General features: G+C 37.8%; 17 protein-coding genes. 6 read left to right on the top strand and 11 right to left on the bottom strand.

Annotation, left to right across the window (positions count from 1 at the left end; translation table 11 throughout):
• Position 1 precedes the first annotated feature (1 nt).
• From EPI11_RS11195 to EPI11_RS11185, 3 genes are all read left to right on the top strand, one after another.
• A complete protein-coding gene (locus tag EPI11_RS11195; protein ID WP_128390057.1) occupies positions 2-1636 on the top strand; it encodes a S41 family peptidase in 1635 nt (544 codons plus the stop codon).
• 153 nt (positions 1637-1789) lie between these two features.
• The gene (locus tag EPI11_RS11190) at positions 1790-3748 is read left to right on the top strand and encodes a KUP/HAK/KT family potassium transporter (protein WP_128390089.1); all 1959 of its coding nucleotides are present in this window, start codon (positions 1790-1792) and stop codon (positions 3746-3748) included.
• A complete protein-coding gene (locus EPI11_RS11185; protein WP_128390056.1) occupies positions 3748-4566 on the top strand; it encodes an OmpA family protein in 819 nt (272 codons plus the stop codon). The genes EPI11_RS11190 and EPI11_RS11185 overlap by 1 nt, the downstream gene beginning before the upstream one ends.
• 100 nt (positions 4567-4666) lie before the next feature.
• Here EPI11_RS11185 and EPI11_RS11180 read toward each other — a convergent pair whose 3' ends face one another.
• The 4 genes from EPI11_RS11180 to EPI11_RS11165 all read right to left on the bottom strand — a co-directional run bounded on the left by EPI11_RS11180 (position 4667) and on the right by EPI11_RS11165 (position 9165).
• Positions 4667-5113 carry a GNAT family N-acetyltransferase gene (locus tag EPI11_RS11180; protein WP_128390055.1) on the bottom strand — a complete coding sequence of 149 codons (447 nt, stop codon included), beginning with the start codon at positions 5111-5113 and terminating at the stop codon, positions 4667-4669.
• Positions 5110-6087, bottom strand: coding sequence for a DUF4837 family protein (locus EPI11_RS11175; RefSeq protein ID WP_128390054.1), 978 nt, complete (start codon positions 6085-6087; stop codon positions 5110-5112). Before EPI11_RS11175 ends, EPI11_RS11180 begins: the two co-directional genes overlap by 4 nt.
• 22 nt (positions 6088-6109) lie before the next feature.
• Entirely contained in the window at positions 6110-7879 is a 1770-nt protein-coding gene (locus EPI11_RS11170; RefSeq protein WP_128390053.1) for a lytic transglycosylase domain-containing protein, read from the bottom strand.
• 98 nt (positions 7880-7977) lie between these two features.
• Complete coding sequence (locus EPI11_RS11165; protein ID WP_128390052.1) at positions 7978-9165, bottom strand: phosphoglycerate kinase; 1188 nt, start codon at positions 9163-9165, stop codon at positions 7978-7980.
• 263 nt (positions 9166-9428) lie between these two features.
• Here EPI11_RS11165 and EPI11_RS11160 point away from each other — a divergent pair, with 263 nt between their 5' ends.
• From EPI11_RS11160 to EPI11_RS11150, 3 genes are all read left to right on the top strand, one after another.
• Positions 9429-10013, top strand: a complete 585-nt coding sequence (locus EPI11_RS11160) for a hypothetical protein (protein ID WP_128390051.1) — start codon at positions 9429-9431, stop codon at positions 10011-10013.
• Positions 10014-10132: 119 nt separating this feature from the next.
• Positions 10133-11281 carry a DNA polymerase III subunit gene (locus EPI11_RS11155; protein ID WP_128390050.1) on the top strand — a complete coding sequence of 383 codons (1149 nt, stop codon included), beginning with the start codon at positions 10133-10135 and terminating at the stop codon, positions 11279-11281.
• Positions 11282-11286: 5 nt separating this feature from the next.
• Positions 11287-11673, top strand: coding sequence for a DoxX family protein (locus EPI11_RS11150; RefSeq protein ID WP_128390049.1), 387 nt, complete (start codon positions 11287-11289; stop codon positions 11671-11673).
• Between the two features lie 88 nt (positions 11674-11761).
• Here the strand turns inward: EPI11_RS11150 and EPI11_RS11145 are convergent, their stop codons facing one another.
• The 7 genes from EPI11_RS11145 to EPI11_RS11115 all read right to left on the bottom strand — a co-directional run bounded on the left by EPI11_RS11145 (position 11762) and on the right by EPI11_RS11115 (position 22124).
• Positions 11762-14053 carry a helix-turn-helix domain-containing protein gene (locus tag EPI11_RS11145; protein WP_128390048.1) on the bottom strand — a complete coding sequence of 764 codons (2292 nt, stop codon included), beginning with the start codon at positions 14051-14053 and terminating at the stop codon, positions 11762-11764.
• Between the two features lie 104 nt (positions 14054-14157).
• A complete protein-coding gene (locus EPI11_RS11140; RefSeq protein WP_128390047.1) occupies positions 14158-14745 on the bottom strand; it encodes an OmpH family outer membrane protein in 588 nt (195 codons plus the stop codon).
• A 223-nt stretch (positions 14746-14968) separates the two neighbouring features.
• On the bottom strand, positions 14969-15838 hold the full coding sequence (locus EPI11_RS11135; RefSeq protein ID WP_128390046.1) for a class I SAM-dependent methyltransferase: 870 nt from the start codon (positions 15836-15838) through the stop codon (positions 14969-14971).
• A complete protein-coding gene (locus EPI11_RS11130; RefSeq protein ID WP_128390045.1) occupies positions 15838-16362 on the bottom strand; it encodes a hypothetical protein in 525 nt (174 codons plus the stop codon). The genes EPI11_RS11135 and EPI11_RS11130 overlap by 1 nt, the downstream gene beginning before the upstream one ends.
• Positions 16362-18233, bottom strand: a complete 1872-nt coding sequence (gene mnmG / locus EPI11_RS11125) for a tRNA uridine-5-carboxymethylaminomethyl(34) synthesis enzyme MnmG (RefSeq protein WP_128390044.1) — start codon at positions 18231-18233, stop codon at positions 16362-16364. Before mnmG ends, EPI11_RS11130 begins: the two co-directional genes overlap by 1 nt.
• A gap of 155 nt (positions 18234-18388) precedes the next feature.
• The gene (gene ybeY, locus EPI11_RS11120; RefSeq protein WP_128390043.1) at positions 18389-18808 is read right to left on the bottom strand and encodes an rRNA maturation RNase YbeY; all 420 of its coding nucleotides are present in this window, start codon (positions 18806-18808) and stop codon (positions 18389-18391) included.
• Complete coding sequence (locus EPI11_RS11115; protein WP_128390042.1) at positions 18801-22124, bottom strand: DUF4175 family protein; 3324 nt, start codon at positions 22122-22124, stop codon at positions 18801-18803. The genes ybeY and EPI11_RS11115 overlap by 8 nt, the downstream gene beginning before the upstream one ends.
• Positions 22125-22161: the final 37 nt, after the last annotated feature.

Below are 22161 nucleotides of genomic sequence, written 5' to 3'. Positions count from 1 at the left end.
TATGCTAAAAGGTATGAAAAAGAAATATGTGCTGCCGGTTATAGCCGCAGGTTTCCTGTTTGTAGGGTCCAGTTTCAAGGACGACTTTTTTGAGATCGCAAAACAAATAGAGATATTTACCACGCTATACAAAACTGTAAATAACAACTATGTAGACGAGGTAAACCCTGGGCAGCTTATGGATAAAGCCATAAAAAATATGCTGACAGATCTTGACCCGTATACTGTTTACTTTAACGAGCAGGATGTTGCCAAGTTTAAAATAAACAACACCGGAGAATATACCGGTATAGGCGCACTGATAACAAGAAAAGAAGGCAAACTTATAATTAAAGAGCCTTATAAAGATTATCCTGCAGATAAAGCGGGACTAAAAGCCGGAGACGAAATAATACAAATTGGCGATATTAATCTTGCCGAGTTTAAAGAAGATGCCGGCGAACTGCTTAAAGGCAGCAAGAATACTGCAGTAGATATAAAATACATGCGCCAGGGCAAAACCTTTTCAACAAAAATAATACTTAACTCTGTAGATATTAAGGCTGTACCTTTCTTTGCTATGGTAGGCAAAGAAACCGGATACATTGTTTTAACGCAGTTCAATGCTAAAGCGTCGAGCGAAACAAAAGCAGCTTTACTACAGCTTAAAGCAGACGGTGCAAAAAATATTATACTGGATCTTAGAGGTAACCCGGGCGGACTGCTTAATGAAGCGGTAAACATTTGCAACCTGTTTGTGCCTCAAAACGAGATCATTGTTACCACTAAATCTAAAAACGAGAACTACAACAATACTTATAAAACCCAGAAACCTCCTGTAGATACAGAGATTCCTTTGGTAGTTTTAGTAGACGGAAGCAGTGCTTCTGCATCTGAAATTGTTGCAGGCGCTTTACAGGATCTCGACCGTGCCGTTATTGTGGGCAGTAGGAGTTTTGGAAAAGGATTAGTACAGCGTCCGCTGGATCTTACTTATGGAACACAGGTTAAAGTTACTATTTCACGTTATTATACACCTTCGGGACGTGGTATCCAGGCTTTAGATTATGCTCATAAAGATGTAGACGGTAAAGCTATTCGTATTGATAAAAAAGATTATAATGCCTTTAAAACCAAAAAAGGAAGAACGGTATATGATGGCGGTGGTATATTGCCGGATGTTCAGTTGGACGAATCAAAACAGAGTGCTATTGCTGATGCTTTGATAAAAAATGATGGTATATTTAATTATGCTACAACCTATTACTACAAAAACCCAACTTTATCTACCATTCCGAATGTTACCGATGCCGACTTTGAAGCGTTGAAACAATCGCTTAAAAAAGATAAATTTGAGTTTGACACAGAGACAGAAAAAGCATTAAAAGCAGCTATGGAAGTGGCGAAGAAAGAAAAAATTGATGCTAACATCAATGCTGAGTATCAGCTATTACTTGCTGCCCTGAAAAAGAGCGAAGAAAAAGAGCTTAATACCAACAAACAGGAAATAAAACAGCTGTTACTGGACGAGCTTATTAAACGTTACCAATACAAAGAAGGCCTTTACAAGTATTATACTACAAGTAATTCTGAGATCCAAAAATCGGTGGCATTGCTTGCAAATAGTGCAGAATATAACAAACTTCTTTCAAAATAAAACCTCATCCCCTTTCCTGTTACAGGCGAGGGGTTTTTTATTAAAACTAAATTATTGTGGGTTAACCCCACAAATTTTCTAAAAACATATACCTTTGTCGTTTAATCCAAATTTATCGTGAGCACCAATCACATACAACTCAACAAGGTAACAATGGGCGGACTGCTCGTTACTTTGGGAATTATTTACGGGGATATAGGTACCTCTCCCCTTTACGTAATGAAGGCCATAATAGGCAGCCAGCCCATTGAAGAGCAAGTAGTTCTGGGCGCATTGTCCTGTATCTTCTGGACACTTACATTACAAACCACCCTAAAATATGTCTTCCTAACATTAAAGGCAGATAACAAAGGCGAAGGTGGAATTTTCTCACTCTATACACTGGTAAAACGCCTCAAGAAAAAAGGGCTCATTGTACCTGCAATTATTGGGGGAAGCGCACTTTTAGCAGACGGAATTATAACGCCTCCAATCTCAGTATCCTCTGCTATTGAGGGTCTTAAAAAATACCAGCCGCAACTGGATACCGTTCCTATAGTAATTGGAATATTATTTGGTCTTTTCTTTATACAGCGATTTGGAAGTACCTTTATTGGTAAGTTTTTTGGCCCAATGATGCTTATATGGTTTGGTATGCTTGGTGTATTAGGTGTTGCACATGTTTTCCATAATGTAGCAGTATTCGAAGCACTTAATCCCTATTATGCTATTCACTTACTGAGCATACACCACGAAGGTTTTTATGTACTTGGTTTTGTATTTCTATGTACCACAGGAGCCGAAGCGCTATACAGCGACATGGGACACTGCGGTAGAGGCAACATTCGTATAAGCTGGGTTTTTGTAAAATCGATGCTTGTCCTTAACTATTTTGGACAGGGAGCTTATCTTATTGCTCATTCGGGCAAAACATTATCTACATTAAGCGGAAGCACAGCAAACCCGGGTAACCCGTTCTATTTGTTAATGCCGGATTGGTTCCTGCCATTTGGTATCGCTATCGCTACGTCGGCAGCTGTTATTGCGTCTCAGGCATTAATAAGTGGTTCATTTACTCTTATAAGTGAGGCTATGAGGCTTAACTTCTGGCCAAAAGTATCAGTTAAATTCCCATCAAACTTAAGAGGTCAGCTTTATATACCGTCTATCAACTGGTTACTGTTTATTGGCTGTGTATTTATTGTACTGCACTTTAGAGAATCAGGTAATATGGAGGCCGCCTACGGTCTTGCCATTGTACTGTGTATGCTAATGACAACAACGTTATTGGGTTATTACATGGTCATGAAACGCTACAACAAAATACTCATCGTTGGTGTAATGGCTGTTTATTTCACCATCGAAATATCATTCCTTATTGCAAACATGAGTAAATTCCACCACGGTGGTTATGTATCGCTTATTATTGCCGGATTACTGGCATTAGTAATGTCGGTATGGTTTACGGCAAAACGCATCCGTAGTGAATATACAGAGTTTACTAAGATCGATAATTATAAAACCGTACTGTCTGAGCTTAGCAATGACATGTCGATCCCTAAATATGCTACGCACTTGGTGTACATGACCAATGCAAGCCGTGGGGATGAAATAGAATCGAAAATCATTTATTCGATACTTCAAAAAAGGCCAAAACGTGCCGATATTTACTGGTTTGTTCACGTAAATGTGGTAGATGAACCTTATAAAATGGAATACCGTGTACGCGATATTATAGAAGATGATGTTATAAGGGTAGACTTTTACTTAGGTTTTAGAGTAGCTCCAAGAATTAACCTTATGTTCAAGAACGTTGTAAAAGATATGGTGAAACGTGGCGAAGTAGATATTACCAGCCGATATGAATCGCTTAACCGTAATAATGTAATAGGCGACTTTAAATTTGTTATTATAGAAAAATTCCTTTCTTATGACAACGATTTACCTTGGTATGAAAGAATTATTCTTGATATCTATTTTGTACTGAAAAAAGTCAGCCTGTCTGAAGGACGTGCATTTGGTTTGGACAGCAGCTCAATTAAAGTTGAAAAATATCCGATAGTTATCCATCCGCCTGAAGATATTAATCTGGCAAGGATTGACGAAAATAATACAACCCAGCCTCAAAATTAATGAAAAGATCACTTTACATACTGCTATTATTTTTAGTTTCTAATTTATCAATTGCCCAGGAAGAAACCGTTTATTCGGTATATTTTGACGTCAATAAATTTAATCTTGACGACAAGCAGGGTAATAATGTGGTTGCATTTATTAAAGCTATAGATACCGCACGTATAGAAACCATCCAGATCTATGGTTACTGTGACGACCGAGGTAAGGATGCTTATAACTTTAAGCTTTCTACAAACAGGGCAAATACTATTAGAGACACCCTGTTGGGGCGTGGCATTAAAAACAAGATCATTGTTACTATAGAGGGCAAGGGCCGTATACTTCTTGAAGAAGATATTGACAATGTAACCGAAGCCCGCTCTAAAAACCGCCGGGTAGACGTTACCGTGAATTTTAAGCCGCTTCCGCCGCCTAAATTAGAGCCGGGAGTATATAGTGCTCTTAAAAAGGATTTAATTGCAGGAGATCGCGTTTATTTGGACAACATACTTTTTGAGCGTGGAAGTAGTAAGCTTACCACAAAATCGAAACAGGAACTTGATAAAATGGCTAAGTTTTTAATGAAATATAAAAACATTCAGTTTGAAATACAGGGGCATATATGCTGTACACCTTCCTTTCAAAAAGAGGCCATCGATAAAGACACCCGTAAAAGGGAACTTTCAAAAAACAGGGCTTTTGCAGTTTACAAGTATTTGGTTTCTAAAAAAATAACTCCAACCCGAATGACCTACAAAGGTTATGGCAATACTGTTCCATTAGGAAAAGGCACAGAATATGACCGAAGAGTGGAGCTTATGATCACTAAAGCATAAGATTCAACAGATATATAAAAAAGCCCCATAAGTTTTTAGAACTCATGGGGCTTTTTTTATTATTGTCCTGGTGGTAATTGGTAATTAACCGAACAGTAAACTATTCTTTGTGCATTTTTATGTGTGGTATATCGTCTTCCAGATATTCATCGCCGTCCTGTACAAAACCATGCCCTTCATAAAACTTTTTAAGATACAATTGTGCCGATATGGTTATGGCTGAAGTATTAAATTCGTCCTGAATTGCACCAATCGCAGCTGTCATAAGGCTGTGACCCCATTTGCGGTCGCGGAATTTAGGACTTATCACGACCCTGCCTATAGAAGCATTATCAAAATAATCGCCCGGTGCAAACAAACGCACATAAGCCACTATTTTGCCCTCAAATGTTCCTAAAAGATGCAATGCCATTTGATCTTTACCATCTATGTCCTGATAAACGCAGTTTTGCTCTACTACAAAGACTTCGCTGCGCAATTCCAGTATTTGGTATAGTTCGAATACAGAAAGCTCGTTAAATCGCTTTATTTTGAATACTGGCGTCATAGAAATTTTACTGACTTGATTATAGACTCCAGTTCGATGATAAGATCTCTCTTTGGAGCTGAAGGACTATAGATAAAACCTTCGATTATAAGATAACAATTGTGCTTATCGTCTCTAATGGCATAATTAAGAAATGGCCCGTTCATGAAATCGTTCTCCATTTCCCAGTTACCACGGGTTTCAAAACTTGGCTTATCGTTAAAACTGGTCATGAAAATGTAAGGAGAATAAGCTTCTTCCGTTACCATAAATGTTCCCTGTTCCTGCCCGTGAATGTACTTTCTACCAATAGAATCGCGCATTCTGATAATGTTATTCACTATTGTTTTGTTTCCTTCAATTACATCATAAGGCACTTTGTAAACAAGAATATTAGCATTGCCGCTGGGAATATCTTTTTTAAGCCACAAAAACTCTTTGTTCTGCAGGGCATAATTGTAAGACGATGGTATTTTAATAGAGATATTGTACTGTTTCCTGAACTTTTCTTCACTAACAAGTCCGGCTTTAATATGCCTTTCCTGATTTTCTTTAATCTCAGTCTGCTTTATCGTCCTGATAATTTCATCAGAATGCATATTAATAAGCTCCAGGATTTCATCAATTGATTTTCCGGTAATTGTAAAAACATTTTGAGGCGCACAAAAGCTGTTGCGCTTAAACTCAAAATCATTGTTAGCGGCTTTATCGATAACAATGATATTGCGTCCCTTTTTAAGGGAACCATCAAATGTTTTGTCGTGAAGTTGGTTGAGTGTAAAAAGGGGCTCTTCCTGAGTAAGCCCGTCTACCGGGGCAGCGAGTTTTTTACGCAGGCTGTCGCCTACCTCGCCATTCCAGAGCACGTCATTTATTACAATTGAAATTTCATTAATATTGCCTTTAGAAGCGTCTGCATCTTCATGCTTATCACCGTTACAGGCTATACAACAAAGAACAAAAACAAATAAAATGGTTTGTTTTATCCTTTTCATTGGGATATCCTTTCTCAAAAAATTAGTTAACCTCTACAAGTTTCAGCTTCATACCCGGCTGAATGCTTTCTCCTTGAATTTTATTCCAGTTCTTAAGGTTCTCTACAGTAACGCCAGGGTGTTTTTTAGCAATACTAAACAATGAATCGCCTTTTTGTACAATGTACATACGCTCTTGTTCGTAATTGTATTCTCTAGACCTTTTTGCTGCCGGTGTAGCAGCAACAGCTGTTTTAGTTTCAATGACTACATCATCATTGTTTTCCGCAGTGGCCGTGTCGTCTGTAGTATCTGTATTTATAGCTATCGCCGTTTTTGCATTGGCAGAGGCTGTTTTAGCTCCTTTAGTCTCCTTTTCTTTAACGGCTGCAATAGCTTCTTCTTTAACAGGAGTAGTTACCGTTATAGTTTTCTGGATCTTTATTCTTTGACCGGCCATTATATTATTGCCCTTTATCTTATTCCATTTCCTAAGATCGGCAAGACTAACGTCATATTTAGTAGCAATTTCTCCAAGGTTATCTCCTTTTTTAACCACATGGGTTTTAGTAGTAACCGATTTTTCCCTTTTATAAGGCGATGCCGATGCTAAAGCTCTTGAAGATGTGCTATCTCTTCTTGAAGATGCAATTGCAGTTTCCGGCTTATCAAGACCAAAACGAGGTCTTTCTCTTTTGCTGTCTTCATAATCGATGTAAGCATAGATCGATTTTTCATTCGAAACAAAAATTCCTATCTTCTCTTTAGGAAGCCTTAAGAAATGTGCTTTATCAGATGTAAAAGGAATGATATCAAGCTTGTAGATCGGGTTAAGCAGTTGTAACTGAGAAACTGGTACGTCTAGTAATTGAGCAACCTGCTTGAACGACATTTGGCGTTTTACCATAATGGTATCCGTTTCAAAATACGTGATAGGTGCTTTCTTAGCATTGATTCCGTGCTCTTTCGCATATTCGTAGATATACATAGTTGCAAGGAAAGTAGGCACATAAGCCTGAGTTTCTTTTGGAAGGTTTTGTCTTATATTCCAGTAATTTTTATAAGTACCGGAACGACGGATCGCTTTAGTAACATTACCTGGACCAGCATTATAAGATGCTAATACAAGATCCCAGTCGCCAAACATATTGTAAAGGCTTGAAAGGTACTGGCATGCAGCTTCGGTTGCTTTAAGTGGGTCGCTTCTTTCGTCTACATAGCTATTCACTTCAAGGTTATACTGCTTACCTGTAGGGTACATAAACTGCCAAAGACCGGTTGCTCCTACTCTTGATTTTGCTCTTGGATTAAGGGCAGACTCGATAACGGCAAGGTATTTAATTTCGATTGGCACATTGTATTTTGCAAGACGCTCTTCAAACATTGGAAAATAATATTCAGAAATTGCCATTAAGCGTTCATACGATTTTGGCCTGTTCTTTAAATATGATTTTATAATGTTCTCTAAACCTTTGCTGTACTCAATGTTAAAAGGCGATTTAGCGTCCATTTTTGCCAATCTTTCTTTTAAAAGATCTGTAGAAAGCCCATACTCAACATCTACATCAGGGTTTACCTTTTTAAGGTCGTCCTGCATGTTTTCAAAAAGATCCTGATTTGTAAGTTCTTTTAACCAAAGGCTGTCTACACAAACCATATCGCTATGCCTGGTAAATGTAGATTTGATAGAATCTAAATATGACAATTTAATCTCGGGTGTAACGGTAGAAATGTCCGCTTGGGCACTCTCCTGGGCAAAAGCCGCAAAAGAAAAGAGTGCAAAAACTAATGACAGTGTTTTCTTTTTATTCATCTAATTTACTTTTTAATCAGTTAAATTACAATGTCTTACAAAGTAACAAAGTATGTTATAACTTCAAATTTTAATTTCTATTGTAAACTTTAACACTCCTAGTCCAATATCGCAGCGATACCCGGTAGTGTTTTGCCTTCCAGCATTTCGAGCATGGCACCACCTCCGGTAGACACATAACTCATTTTTGGCTCAAGGCCAAATTGCTTCACCGCAGATACTGAGTCACCCCCTCCAACAAGAGAAAATGCGCCTTTTTCTGTAGCCTCCGCAATAAAATTTCCTAACTCTATGGTGCCGTTGGCAAAATTTTCCATCTCAAATACCCCTAGTGGGCCGTTCCATAAAATGGTTTTGGACTCCAGGATAACCGTTTTAAAATTCTCTAAGGATTTTGGTCCGGCATCAAGGCCTTGCCATCCATCAGGAATTTCATTTACTGCCACCACTTTCGTGTTTGCATCATTCTTAAAGCCATCAGCGGCAATAACGTCTACCGGCAGGTGAATCTGCACGTTTTTTTCTTTGGCTTTTGCCAAAATCTCCAAGGCCAGTTCCTGCTTATCGTCTTCACAGATGGAATCGCCTATTTTACCGCCCAGTGCCTTAATAAAAGTAAAGGTCATCCCTCCACCAATTATCAGGTGATCAACTTTATCAAGAATATTCTCGATAACCGTGATTTTTGACGAAACTTTAGATCCGCCCAAAACAGCCGTAACCGGCTTTTCACTATTTTTTAATACCTTATCAAGGCTTTTTATCTCTTTAGCAAGAAGCTCGCCAAAAACCTTGTTCTCAGGAAAATAATTTGCTATTATAGTAGTCGAAGCATGTGCACGGTGTGCCGTACCAAAAGCGTCATTAACATAAACATCGCCCAGTCCAGCCAACTTTTTAGCAAAACCTTCATCGCCCGCCTCTTCTTCTTTATAAAAACGAAGGTTTTCAAGAAGCAGTACTTCACCCGGTTGTAGATTGGCTGCAGCTTTTTCTACTTCTGCACCAATACAGTCTTCAACAAATTTAACTTTAACTCCAAGAATTTCAGATGTTTTAGCCACAATGTGCTTTAACGAATACTTCTCTTCTTTTCCTTTTGGCCTTCCTAAATGCGACATTAAAATTACACTCCCGCCGTCTTTTAAAATTTTATCGATAGTTGGTTTAGCAGCTTCAATTCGGGTAGCATCTACAACGGCAAAATTCTCATCAAGAGGCACGTTAAAGTCTACACGGATTACAGCTTTTTTATCTTTAAAATTAATATCGGCAAGGGTTTTCATTAAAGTAATTTTAGATGGTTTAGACTATTGAATAAAGGCAAATATAAGTTTTTATGTTAATAAATACCCAACAAATTGTTCAAAAAGATTTTCAAATGTAATGCAACTATATGTATTTCAAATACTTATTTGAGTGTTAAATTACGTAAAACGGTGTTTTTATGTAACAAAATTTCAAATCGAAAAACCGTTCTTATCTTATTAGTAGTCTTTTGATTATTAATAATCATTTTATACTATATTAGCTTTGTAAAGCTTTTAATATGAAAATAATAGCATCGTTATTTCTCTACTTATATTGCATAACTATAAATGCTCAGGGTAAAATTTTAACTCCGGAAGAAGCCAAAAAAATTTTTGACAATGCTAAATTGAATGAAGTGATGACCCTGACCTTTTTTGAAAACGAAGAAGGGAATAAAGAATTTTATGCGTTCTGCGCCAGTAAAAGTCCGGGCGAAATAATTATTACCGGGAATGATGCTTTTAAGATAAAGGGAATAAAAGAAGTTGAGATTCAGAGTTGCGGTATGTTTCAGTTGAATGACAGCAATTTATCTCCCGAAAAAATAGAAGCTCTGCACAAAACGATTATAAAAAAATATAAGTCGGGTGTACCTTTTACAAAGCTTATTGAAGAATATGCTGCCGATAAAAGCTCAGGACAGGAAAATTTTATATTTGAGATTAGCGGAATGAATGAGCACTATAAACATGCATTTAACCTGCATGTAAATGACGAAATTTTTGGCCTGTATATTCCTGATGTTACCAACGCCATCGTTCTAAAAAATAGTCCTCCGGAAAAAATAAAAGCGGTTATCGTGGAACAGGCGGTCTTTAAATAATTACACAAACCCTATCATTTTGAAAATTGCCCTGTCGTTTTGAAATGTTCGCCGTGAGACATACTTACGAACAATAGTACAGTTAATTCTTATTCTGAATTTTCAACTATATTTGCCCCATGCTTTTCTCAGAAATTTTAGGCCAGGATCATATAAAAAGCCATTTAACAAAAAGTGCCGATTCCGCACGGATTCCGCACGCACAATTGTTTATTGGCCCCGAAGGATCGGGTACTTTACCACTGGCTATTGCCTATGCCCAATACATACTTTGTAAAAATACCGATGGTGATAATACCAATGGTAATGACGCCTGTAACCTGAAATTCAGGAACCTGTCGCACCCCGATTTGCATTTTGTTTTCCCGGTTGCTTCCAACAGCGAAGTAAAAAACCACCCTGTAAGCGCCAACTTTTTAAAGCACTGGCGTGAGTTTGTTGAAGAAACACCTTACGGAAGTTTATTCGACTGGTACAAAAAGATCGATATCCAAAACAAACAAGGGCAGATAGGTGTAGATGAGGCTCTCGAAATTGTAAAATCGCTTTCGCTGAAAGCCTATGAAGGCGGCTACAAAGTGATGATCATCTGGATGGCCGACAAAATGAATACGGCAACAGCCAATAAACTGCTTAAACTATTGGAAGAACCGCCCGAAAAAACGGTATTCCTTTTAATTGCAGAAAGTCAGGACGATATACTACAAACCATACTTTCCCGCTGCCAGGTTTTAAATTTTGGCCCATTGGGCGAAAAAGCTATTGTAGATGCATTGGTATCCCGCCAGAATATCGACCAAAAAACGGCTTTAAAATTGGCACATCAGGCACAGGGAAATTATAATAAAGCCCTGCATATAGTACACAAAACCGACGACGGACTCCCGTTTGAAGAATGGTTTGTACAATGGGTGCGTGCTGCCTTCAGGGCAAAAGGTAATGCTGCTGCCATTCAGGATCTTATTGCCTGGAGCGAGCAAATTGCCGGCATTGGCCGAGAGGCACAAAAACAATTCTTAAACTTTTGTATCGATATGTTCCGTCAGGCATTGCTATTAAATTACAATGCTAAAGACCTGGTTTACATGGAGCCAACGGTAGAAAAATTCAAGCTCGAAAATTTTGCCCCTTTTGTGAACGGTAACAACATCAACGATATTTTTAAAGAACTCAGCGATGCGCTATATCACATTGAGCGTAACGGAAATGCCAAGATAATTTTAACCGACCTTTCTATAAAACTAACCCGATTAATCCATAAAAAATAACCACCATGATTACACAACCAGCAATTATAATTACGTTACTTTTTCTTGCCATAACTTTCATACAATCAGGCTACGATAAGGTTGCCGACTGGAAAGGAAACGTAGGATGGCTTACCGGTCATTTTGCGCAAACGCCTATTAAAAATATGGTGCCTCATTCTTTATTCCTAATCCTGATATTAGAAATTTTAGCCGGTGCAGCATCAGTAATTGGCATTATCGAAATTATTGTAAACGAGGGAACTCAGTTTGCACTTTGGGCAGGTATCATATCATGCATAACTTTATTGTTCCTGCTGTTAGGTCAGCGTATGGCTAAAGATTATGATGGTGCACGCACCATCGCTATTTATTTTATCCCGGCTGTTCTATTAGTAAGCTGGTTAAGTTAATCTTACATTTATTAAGATCCTTATAAACAAAGAGGGCTGGAAGTTATTTACTTTCAGCCCTCTTTTATTTTTTATAACCCTGCGGTTTTTAGTAGCTTTTCATGCTTGCTCTGTACAACCTCAATTCGCCCCATGTAAAGGCTTCTCCATACATTTCTTTCAATCCGTTCAGGGATTCACCCTCAAAGCCTTTAAAAGCCTCTGTAAGCGACTCTAATTTATCTTTCGGCAATACATCTTCAATCTTAGCCTTACCTACCTGTATAAGCCCCGCAAAATGGCTTAAAATCGTTGTCTCTGTTAGTTTTCTCTTTTCAGCGATTTCTGGTATCGATAAGCGTTGCAGCCATAGTTCGTGAGTTTCTTCCAGCGTAGTTTTCTTTGGTTCGGTCGATTTTTTCTTTTTAACTGTATAGCGTTCCGGTACAAAATCATCTTCCTCATCGGCGGCATCCATAAGCGAAACTGGGTTTTGTTTCATTATTCCACGAATAGTTTCCAGTTTTTTAGCCTTGTAGGTTTGAATTTCTTTCGACATCAAATTCTCCCTGCTTACCTCCTTTTCTGCCAGTACAATTTGCATAAGCAGTTTTGCTTTCATAAGCCGTAGTGAAGAATAGGTTTGAAGTTCTTCAATTTCAGACAGTTCTTCATAAAAGCCTTTTGCTTTTTTAAGGCGTTTTATCTCTTCCATTTTTTCAAGAACACCGGTTGTTAAACGGTCGATAACCGGGAAAAAATAATTATAGGCCGCATTTACCCTTTCGGCAACAAACTGCATATCAACCGGCTGTTGCCTGAAAATCTTTTGCAGCTGGGCCACAAATTTTCCAGAAGCATCCATCAGTCCATGAATATTATTTTCCTGGCGGTGTGCCCATTCGCGATGTTTCCCTTTAAGTGCCTTGTCGGTTTGCTGCAGGTAACTCATCTTGTGCTTTTGCCATTCGGTAGCGAGTTCGCCCCATTCGAAACTGTTAATCAGGAAATTATAAATAAACCCAAGGGTTTCACGCTTCAGCGAATTTTCAAGTTCGTCATCTCCTGCCCTTGCCGTGGCATAGTCTATTACATCTGCATCGCTGGAGATACCGTTCATACGTAGCGGAGAAAGCAAAATAAGCCCCTCTAATGAACGTAAACGCGAAAGAGCAACATAGGCTTGTCCGGGCATAAAAACCTGCGATACATCGAGCACAGCTTTATCGAATGTTAAGCCCTGGCTCTTGTGAACCGTTATAGCCCAAGCTAATTTTATTGGATAATGCACAAAGGTGCCCAGTACATCTTCTTTTATCTCTTTGGTTTGCTCGTCTACAAAATAGCGAACGTTTTTCCATTCGTATTTTTCAACCTCGATCGTTGTATCTTCTTCCGGGAAATGCACCATGATCTCATCCGTAGATAACGACTCGATCACGCCAATTTTACCATTAAAATAATTCTTCTCCGGCGACAGATCGTTTTTAATGAACATTACCTGAGCACCCACTTTAAGTTTAAGTTCGTCTTCAACCGGATAAATATTTTTTGGGAAATCCCCTACAATTTCTGTATGGAAGCTATACTGTTTTCCGTCAAGGCCTTCCAATGAATTTGCATTCATAGCATCAGCCTTAGCGTTGTGTGTAGTAAGGGTTATGTAACCGCTGTGTTTTGTAGAATCAAAATCAGGATCTACAAAACCGTTTAATATCTTAACATCATCAGTAGTTATTACATTGTTCCTCAAATTGTTAAGAACGTTAATAAATACATCGTCTGTTTGTCTGTAAATTTTATTGAGCTCAATATACAAGGGCGGGTTTTGCTGAACCACATGCGAATGGAAAAAGAATTTTCCTCTGTAGTATTTACGTAACACTTCCCACTCCTCATTACGCACTACTGGAGGTAGCTGTAATAAATCGCCAATAAACAATACCTGAACTCCTCCAAAAGGAATATTCTTTTTACGTACAGTTCTCAACATGAAGTCAATAGCATCCAGTAAGTCGGCACGAAGCATACTCACCTCGTCAATAACCAAAAGCTCCATATTATTAATTACATGCTGTCTGTCAGCACTCATCCTAAAATGACGGCGAAGTGTATCTTTTGTTTCAAACTTCACAGTATCAGAGAATTGCGGAGCTTCATCAAACTGAGGAATAAAACCTGAAAACGGAAGGTGAAACATGGAATGGATTGTAACTCCTCCTGCATTTAAGGCAGCAATACCTGTAGGTGCAACCACCACCACATTTTTATGGGTAGTTCTAATGATCTCTTTTAATAAAGTAGTTTTACCTGTACCTGCTTTCCCAGTAAGAAAAATAGACCTATTTGTCTGATTTATAAACTTTAAAGCAAAAGAAGCAGCTATTGAAGGGGTTTCCATTTGGCGTATATTGAAGCGCAAAATTAATCATTTTTAACCGAATGTTTTTGCAAAAAAAAATGCCTCCCGGTTAAGGAAGGCATTTATATATTTAGAAAATACTATTATTTCTTTTCTTCTTTTGCTGGTGCAGCAGTAGCTGTATCTTCTTTTTTAGCTGATCCTTTATAATTGTCGTTCAGTTCTTTAAGGATTTTACTTGTAATATCATATCCTTCTTTAGCATACATAACACTTACAACATCTCCAGTACCGTAGATGTAATCGTAACCGTTTTTCTTACCGTAATCTTTAACATATTTCTTGATCTTACTGATAAGTGTATCGTTTTTAGTACCAAATTCTTCCTGAAGTTGTTTCATCATTGACTCCTGCATCATACCAAGCTCACGCTCTCTTTTTTGAAGCTCCTGTCCTTTAAGCTGCGCCCATTGCGGACCTTTAGCCCTAGCCTCTTCCTGAAAACTAGCTGCCTCCAGTTTAAACTGCTGCACTTTAGTTTCAAGTTCTCTTCCCATCACTTCCTGTTTTGTTTTGCTTTGAGATTCCAGTTCTTTAAATTCGTTGTAATCCTGAACAAGTTTAGATGTATCTACATAAGCAGTTTTTAAACCTGCTGCAGATGTACCTGCTTCTTTGTTGCATGAAATTACTGCCAGAGCAAAACCGAGTATCAATAGTGATTTTTTCATTTCCTGAATTTAGATTTATTTTAAAAATTTTGGTAAAAGTAATAATTAGTTGTCAAGTACCCAAAAAACGTGTTTTTCTAAGAAAATTTTAAGATATAAGCAGTCTTTATAGGTTATTCAATTTGTATAAAGATCTTCAATCAAAAGAGGCTTTAAATAAAGCGATATAAGAAAGCTTTAAAAAATCTTCACCCAAAGACATATTACACGCGTTAAAACGCTTTTAAATTGAATTTATTTCGTTTTTAGCCCTTTTTATGACGTAAATATGCGAAGAATATTCGAAATTTCGAGTAGCTTTTATATTTGAATATAATCCGATTAAAAAACCATTTATAAAATTCATCTTCCCGGTTTTATATTTTTCAGATAAAAGGCTTACATAAAAACTGTCAAATTTCATTGGCAGAATTTTTACGAGCTCCATTCCCTGTTTTGCAAAAAGTAATTTTATCGACGTTTTAGAGAAATGCCATAAATGTCTGGGTACATCATAAGCTGCCCAAAAAATTCCGTAGTGCTGTGCATCGTGTGATTTGAAATTTGGCACAGCAATAATAATTGTGCCATCTGATTTTACAATTCTTTTCAGTTCTGTGATTTGAGCTTCTACATCCGGTACATGTTCAAGCACGTGCCACATAGTGATCACGTCTATCGAATGATCTTCCAATTCAGAAAGAACAGTTGCAAATGGCACTCCTTTTGTCTGGGCAATTCCTTTTGCTTTTGTGCTCGGTTCAATTCCTTTAATCTCCCATCCGCTCTTTTGAGCCATTACAAGAAAATCTCCGGTTCCTGCGCCAATATCAAGTAATTTTCCTTTTTTAGGATTAAAGCCTTCAACCAGTTTTATTTTATCGCGAAGTGCTTTTTGTTTTACAGTATGGTATAGCTTTTCAAACAACGAGCGTTTTCCATCGGTATGCGAAATATAATCGTCGCTTTCATAATAACCCGAAAGATTTTCTAATTCCGGCTGCGGATGTGTTTTTAGCAATTGCAGTTCTTCATCCATTAAAAGTTCAAATTGCTCTCCTGATACCGAATGATCTTTTACCTTGAGGTAAACCTTATGTTTTGAGAAATCCATTAATTATTATTGTATTCGTATTTTAGTTTTTTCAGATAATCCAAAGTCATGTTCTGGTAAAGCGATCCTGGAGCAAGACAATCTTCATTAGAATCGTTTACAACAGAGATTCCAAGAAAATCTACAGAAGATCCTATTCTATTTGCAGCAGTTTCCACATTTGTAATCATAAATTGCGAAGTGTCAAAATATTTTTCCAATTCTGCATTTTCATACACAAACACTTTTAATCGATGACCATCTACCATTATAAAGTATTGGATGTCGTATATAAGACCCAGTTTGTATTTACTGGTTATAAAATCCTGAAACGGAATCTTTGTTTTATTTCCTTCAAAAACAAAGGCGGTTAATCCTTTATCTTTTCCTAATATTTCTTTCCCATTCTCCAGTAATATATAATCATGTATCTCTACCGTATGTCTTGGTGTTATACAAGCCGTAAATAAGATCACGACTAAAAACACAAAAAACCCTTTTGTAAAAAGGGTTTTTAAAAAACGTTCCACGTGAAACATTGCCATTATCGTCCCATATGTATTAATAGTACCGATACATCACTTGGCGATACTCCGCTAATGCGGGACGCCTGTGAGATCGTTACCGGTTTTATATTTTTTAATTTTTCTCTGGCTTCAAAAGAAAGTGACTTGATCTTGCTATAATCAAAGTTTGCCGGAATTTTTACATCCTCAAGCCTATTAAGCTTATCAGCATTTGCTTTTTCTTTTTCTATATAGCCGGAATATTTAACCTGTATCTCTGCCTGCTCGATAACCTCACGATCTAGACCATGCTCTTCAACATAGTTCTTCACTTTTTCGAATTTAAGCATGTCTTCAAGATCAAGCTGCGGACGCGAGAATACTTTAAACATTTTATCGGGCTGAACAATCGGTGACGATTCCTTAGCCTCAAGAATTGGATTTGCTTCTGCAACGGTTACACTTGTCTCTTTAAAGAAATTAACAAATGCTTCACTCTGATCACGCTTCTTTTCCATTCTTCTAAGACGATCTTCTTTAGCCAAACCAATTTCGTACGATAGTGGTGTTAATCTAAAGTCGGCATTATCCTGACGAAGCAGTGTTCTGTATTCAGCACGTGAAGTAAACATTCTATACGGCTCATCTGTTCCCTTAGTAATAAGGTCGTCAATAAGCACTCCAATATATGCTTCATTACGTTTCAATATAAACGGATCTTTACCCTGCACTTTTAAGTGTGCATTAATACCCGCCATTAATCCTTGAGACGCTGCTTCTTCATATCCTGTAGTTCCATTAATCTGTCCTGCAAAATACAATCCTTCAACCAGCTTAGTCTCGAGCGTATGCTTTAACTGTGTTGGCGGGAAGTAATCGTATTCGATAGCATATCCGGGACGGAAGAATTTTACATTCTCAAATCCTTCAACAGAGCGCAATGCTTTAAACTGAACATCCTCCGGAAGGGAGGTTGAAAATCCGTTTACATATACTTCTGCAGTATCCCATCCTTCCGGTTCAACAAAAAGCTGATGACGGTCTTTGTCTGCAAAACGGTTTATCTTATCTTCTATCGATGGACAGTATCTTGGGCCAAGGCTCTTAATACGGCCGTTGAACATTGGCGAACGATCGAAACCTTCTTTCAAAATATCGTGAACTGCCTGCGAAGTATATGTCATCCAGCATGAACGTTGTATTGCCAACGGCTTCGTGATATCCATGTATGAAAACTTATCCGGATTCACATCACCTGGTTGTTCTGTCATTTTCGAATAATCCAGCGAGCGTCCGTCCACACGTGGCGGCGTTCCCGTTTTCATTCTTCCTGATGTAAACCCTGCACGCACTAAATCTTCGGTGATTCCATATGCAGCACTCTCGCCTGCTCTACCTCCACCAAACTGTTTCTCTCCAATATGAATCAGTCCATTCAGGAATGTACCATTCGTAAGCACTACAGATTTTGCTTTAATCTCGATTCCCAATGATGTTTTCACACCTGTTACTTTTCCATCTTCCATCATAACACTGGCAACCATTTCCTGATAGAAATCAAGATTTGGAGTACGCTCCAGCATCAATCTCCATTCTTCCGCAAAGCGCATTCTGTCACTTTGCACACGTGGGCTCCACATTGCGGGACCTTTTGATTTGTTGAGCATCTTGAACTGGATCGCCGTCTTGTCTGACACGATTCCGGAGTATCCACCCAAAGCATCAATCTCACGTACAATTTGCCCCTTTGCAATACCACCCATCGCTGGGTTGCACGACATCTGGGCAATGTTTTGCAGGCTCATTGTAATAAGCAGGGTCTTTGAACCCATATTAGCAGCGGCCGCAGCAGCTTCACTACCTGCGTGCCCTGCACCCACTACTACCACATCATATACCTCGTTAAACATCTTTTATTCTCCTTTGTTCCACGTGGAACCTTTATAAAATTCATTCAAAAAAATTTCGCCAAGCAGTACGTTCCACTTGGAACGTTTATTACTTTGGACTTAAATCTTCGAAACGTTCCACGTGGAACGTTTCATTCATCAAGAGATATTTAAGCCTACTGTTCCACGTGGAACAGCGAGATCTTCTCATCTTCTTTAGAACGCATTAATTGCGAATCCTCTTCAGTCTTGTCTTTATAGCCACAATAATGTAGTATCCCATGAGCCATAACACGCCTTAATTCATCGTCAAAATCCACTTTAAAATCGGCAGCATTATCACGAACTCTTTCTACAGATATGAATATATCACCACTTATAATGCTACCCATTGTATAGTCGAAACTAATAACATCTGTAAGTGTATCGTGGTCTAAGAACTCAACATTCATCTTGTGCAGATATTCATCATCACAAAAAATGTAATTCACTTCACCCTCACTCTTATCCTCAGAATCGATAACTTCAGATATCCACTCTTCGTGCTTTGCTTCATCCTGAAGCTTAAACTCAATTTCGTAATTAAAACTAATCATTTTTCCTAAAATAGGTTTGCACCCGTTGGTTAAAATTTGGGCGCAAAGGTAAGCTTTGTCTATTTAAAATCTCCACACTATTTAAATATTCTTTTAAAGCTGGTGGAATACTATTGGCATTGTTATTAAACTCTTTAGTGTTTGTTTGCGATTGCCTTTTGTTCTCTTCTCCCTGCTGCTGGATTGCTTTATCCAGCTTGAGCAACTCATATTTTAAATTCTCCATCTTCTTGGCAACATCACCTTTAAATCCTTTGTTCAATAGTTGCTTTTCAATCTCCTTCATTTGGCGGGCTGCATTCTGTCCGTTTCCACCCATACCTTCTTTCTCTAACGCTTTTTGTAATGCTTCACGAAGCTGTTGCTGTTCTTTATATATTTCTAAAAGCTCACCTGCATCGCCTTCTTCTTCACCTCCCGGTTCTTGTCCGTCTTTACCTTTACCTCCTTTTTCTTTACCTCCTGGTTTAGGCTTGCCTTCTTCTCCTGGACCGCCCTCACCTTCTTTACCTTTCTCTTTACCATCCTTCATCTTCTTGGCAAGACCTTCCTGTTTCTTAATAATGTCAGGAAGCTGCATTCCTTTACCCTTACCGTCTTTAGGTTTACCCATACCAGATCCCTGTAAATCCATCTGCATACTATTAAGTGCATCACTTAAAAAATCGGCAAGTTTATTAGAGGATGTTATAGCATACTGCTGGTTCGATATCCCTCTTGGAATAACATTATCCGCAAGATCAACCAGTGCTTTATCCATATAGTAATGCACATTTCCAACCTCGGCTGTTACCTCTTCGGTTATTTTAGGGTTACGTAAAGACATGGCAAAAATACTATCATCCACATGCCTGAACTGTTGTTTCAGGTCTTGCTGTATTTTTAGGTTTTTACTAAACGATGATGAATGTGTTGTGCTGCCCTTGAATTTACCCATTACATTTTCCTGAGAGAATGAGAACGCTAATAGGTTATCCAATATCTGGCGAAGCATTTTTACATCTTCTTCCATTTGTTCCTGGTCTCCCTGCATCATCATTTCCATCATCTGACCACCCATTTTTTTCATCTTATCGGCTGCAGATTTTTGTTTGGGTTTTGCCTTTTGCTTGTTCTCTTTACCTGGCTTTTTTAATTCTTCAGATGCCTTTTGCATATCCTGCTCGATATCCTTTTCCTCATTTTTATCGGTAGGAAGATCCATAGGTTTTTTAAGATTTTCATTCTCTTTTTCAAGATCACGCATCTCTTCCTGCATCTTATCAAATTCTTTATTTATCTCTTCCTGCTTCTCCGCAGAATTCTCTTCACTCTTAGAAAGCTTCTCTTCTTTATCACCAAGTTTTTGAAGTTTATCTGCAATCTGTTCTGCTTTCTTTTCTACATAAAAACGTTTAGTAAGTTCAACCAATTGCTCTAAATTCTTAGACTGGTTTTTACTGTTTTTCTTTAACTCATCTATCTTTTCAAACAGTTCTTCTTTCTGTAATTTGTTGGTAAGCTCTTTTAATTCGTCAAGAAGTTTTTTGTTTTTCTCAGCTTCTTTTTCGTTTTTATCAAGACGTTTTTTAAGTTCTTCTTTAAATTCATCTTTCTTTTCAGGATTGAATTTATCAAGATTCTCTTCAAGTTTTTTAGAGAATTCTTTCATCATTTCATCCTGCTGCTTCTGGCGGTTTATAAAATCCTGGATCTTTTTCTGATCTTTAAAATCCATGTTATTTTTCTCCTTGCCTATTTTTTGAAGCTTGTCCAATTCGCTCAATTGCTTATCCTGATTCTTGATCGATTTTTCAAGACTATTGATATTACTGTTTTGCTCCTGCAATGTTTTATCCTGCTTTTCATCCTGCGTTAATTCTCTATGAGAAAACACAGATGATTTTGCACTCTTGTAATTATGTACAGCATCATTATCGAATACCTCAAAATAGTATTCATAGTTTACACCTTCCTTTAAGGATAGACCATCGGGGAATGTATAGTAAAAACGATCGTATACTTCACGCTTAACAGGAAGTGTTCCACGTTTGGCGGCATCAGGATTATCCTGGGGATAATACACAATTTGTAATTTTGTCAATCCATAATCATCAGACAGCTGACCCAAAACTATACTCCTCTCCAGCTTCAAACTGTCAGGTGCATTTGAAACAGAGATGGTTGGGTATTGATCTTTGATGGTTGATATCTGATATTGCAGTTTTTCATGATGTTTTACCTTAGAATTAGAAGTAAGTATCTGATATTCTGTATTCTGCATTATATTTTTAGATAATGAGAAGGTATTTTCGCTATTGTTGAAGGCAGAAGTCTGTCCCATACTAGCCCATTCAATGGCATTAGTTGCTAAAGCCTGTACTTTCCAGGTAACTTTAGTCCCTTCCGGCACAATAGCATTGCCCGTGCCTTTCACAACTTCTGCTTTTTTGCCAAGATAAGACGGGAAGTTAAGCACCATTTCAAAATTAGCAATGGTAGGCACAGCTACAACATTCAATTCAAAAGGTGGTGACGTTACGTTATTCGCGTTAAGTTCGAATGCAATATTTTTTGACGGTTTCTCAAAGCGGTACTGGAATACTCCCGGCTTTACATTTTCTAAATAATAGTTTTCTTTACCAATAGTTATCATTGCATTTTCAGGTACAACAGTTCCCTGTGTTTTTACTTCAAGGATAAAATCTGTATCCTGTTGTGCCATTAGTGAATTGTTAAGGATAACAAATTCAAAAGGAGCCGGTGGTGCATAATGTTTACTGTAGTGCACTACCCTATTAAAACTTTGGGTGAGAACCGATGCATTTCCGCTGATCATAAAAAACAAGATCAGTAATAATGGTACTGCTGCGTAAGGAACGTATTTCAAATTCTTTTTAAAATTGACAGCATTAGTAAAAGGAATTGGCTGCAGGTTGTTAGCTTTTTGTTCTATCGATGCTAACAACAATTCAGACTGGTCTTCCTGAGAAGACAATTGCAAAAAGTTTGTAAGCTTATCGTTGATCTCAGAAAAATGTTTTCCGATAATATGAGACGCCTGAGAATAGTCTATACCCTTTTGCAATTTAAAAAGTTTGAATAACGGGAAAAGAATAAACCTGAAAAGCAGGAAACCTTCTACCACTATAAAAAGCCAAAACAAAGTGGTACGACCTGTTGACGACAGCCACAGGAAATATTCTACCAACATTGTGAATATAAAATACAATAGGCCAAGTCCTATAAAAAAGATTGTTCCACGTAGTAATTCGTTGGTATAGTACTTTTTTATAAAACCTTCGAGCTTGGTATAAATAACATTTTTTGCTTCCAAAATACTGACAATTGTTAATAACCGATAAAAATACAAA

It is taken from the genome of Flavobacterium cerinum (genome assembly GCF_004028155.1).
GTDB classification, from domain to species: domain Bacteria; phylum Bacteroidota; class Bacteroidia; order Flavobacteriales; family Flavobacteriaceae; genus Flavobacterium; species Flavobacterium cerinum.
Note: the sequence above shows the minus strand (reverse complement) of the source record. Positions and strands in the feature narration are given on the sequence as shown.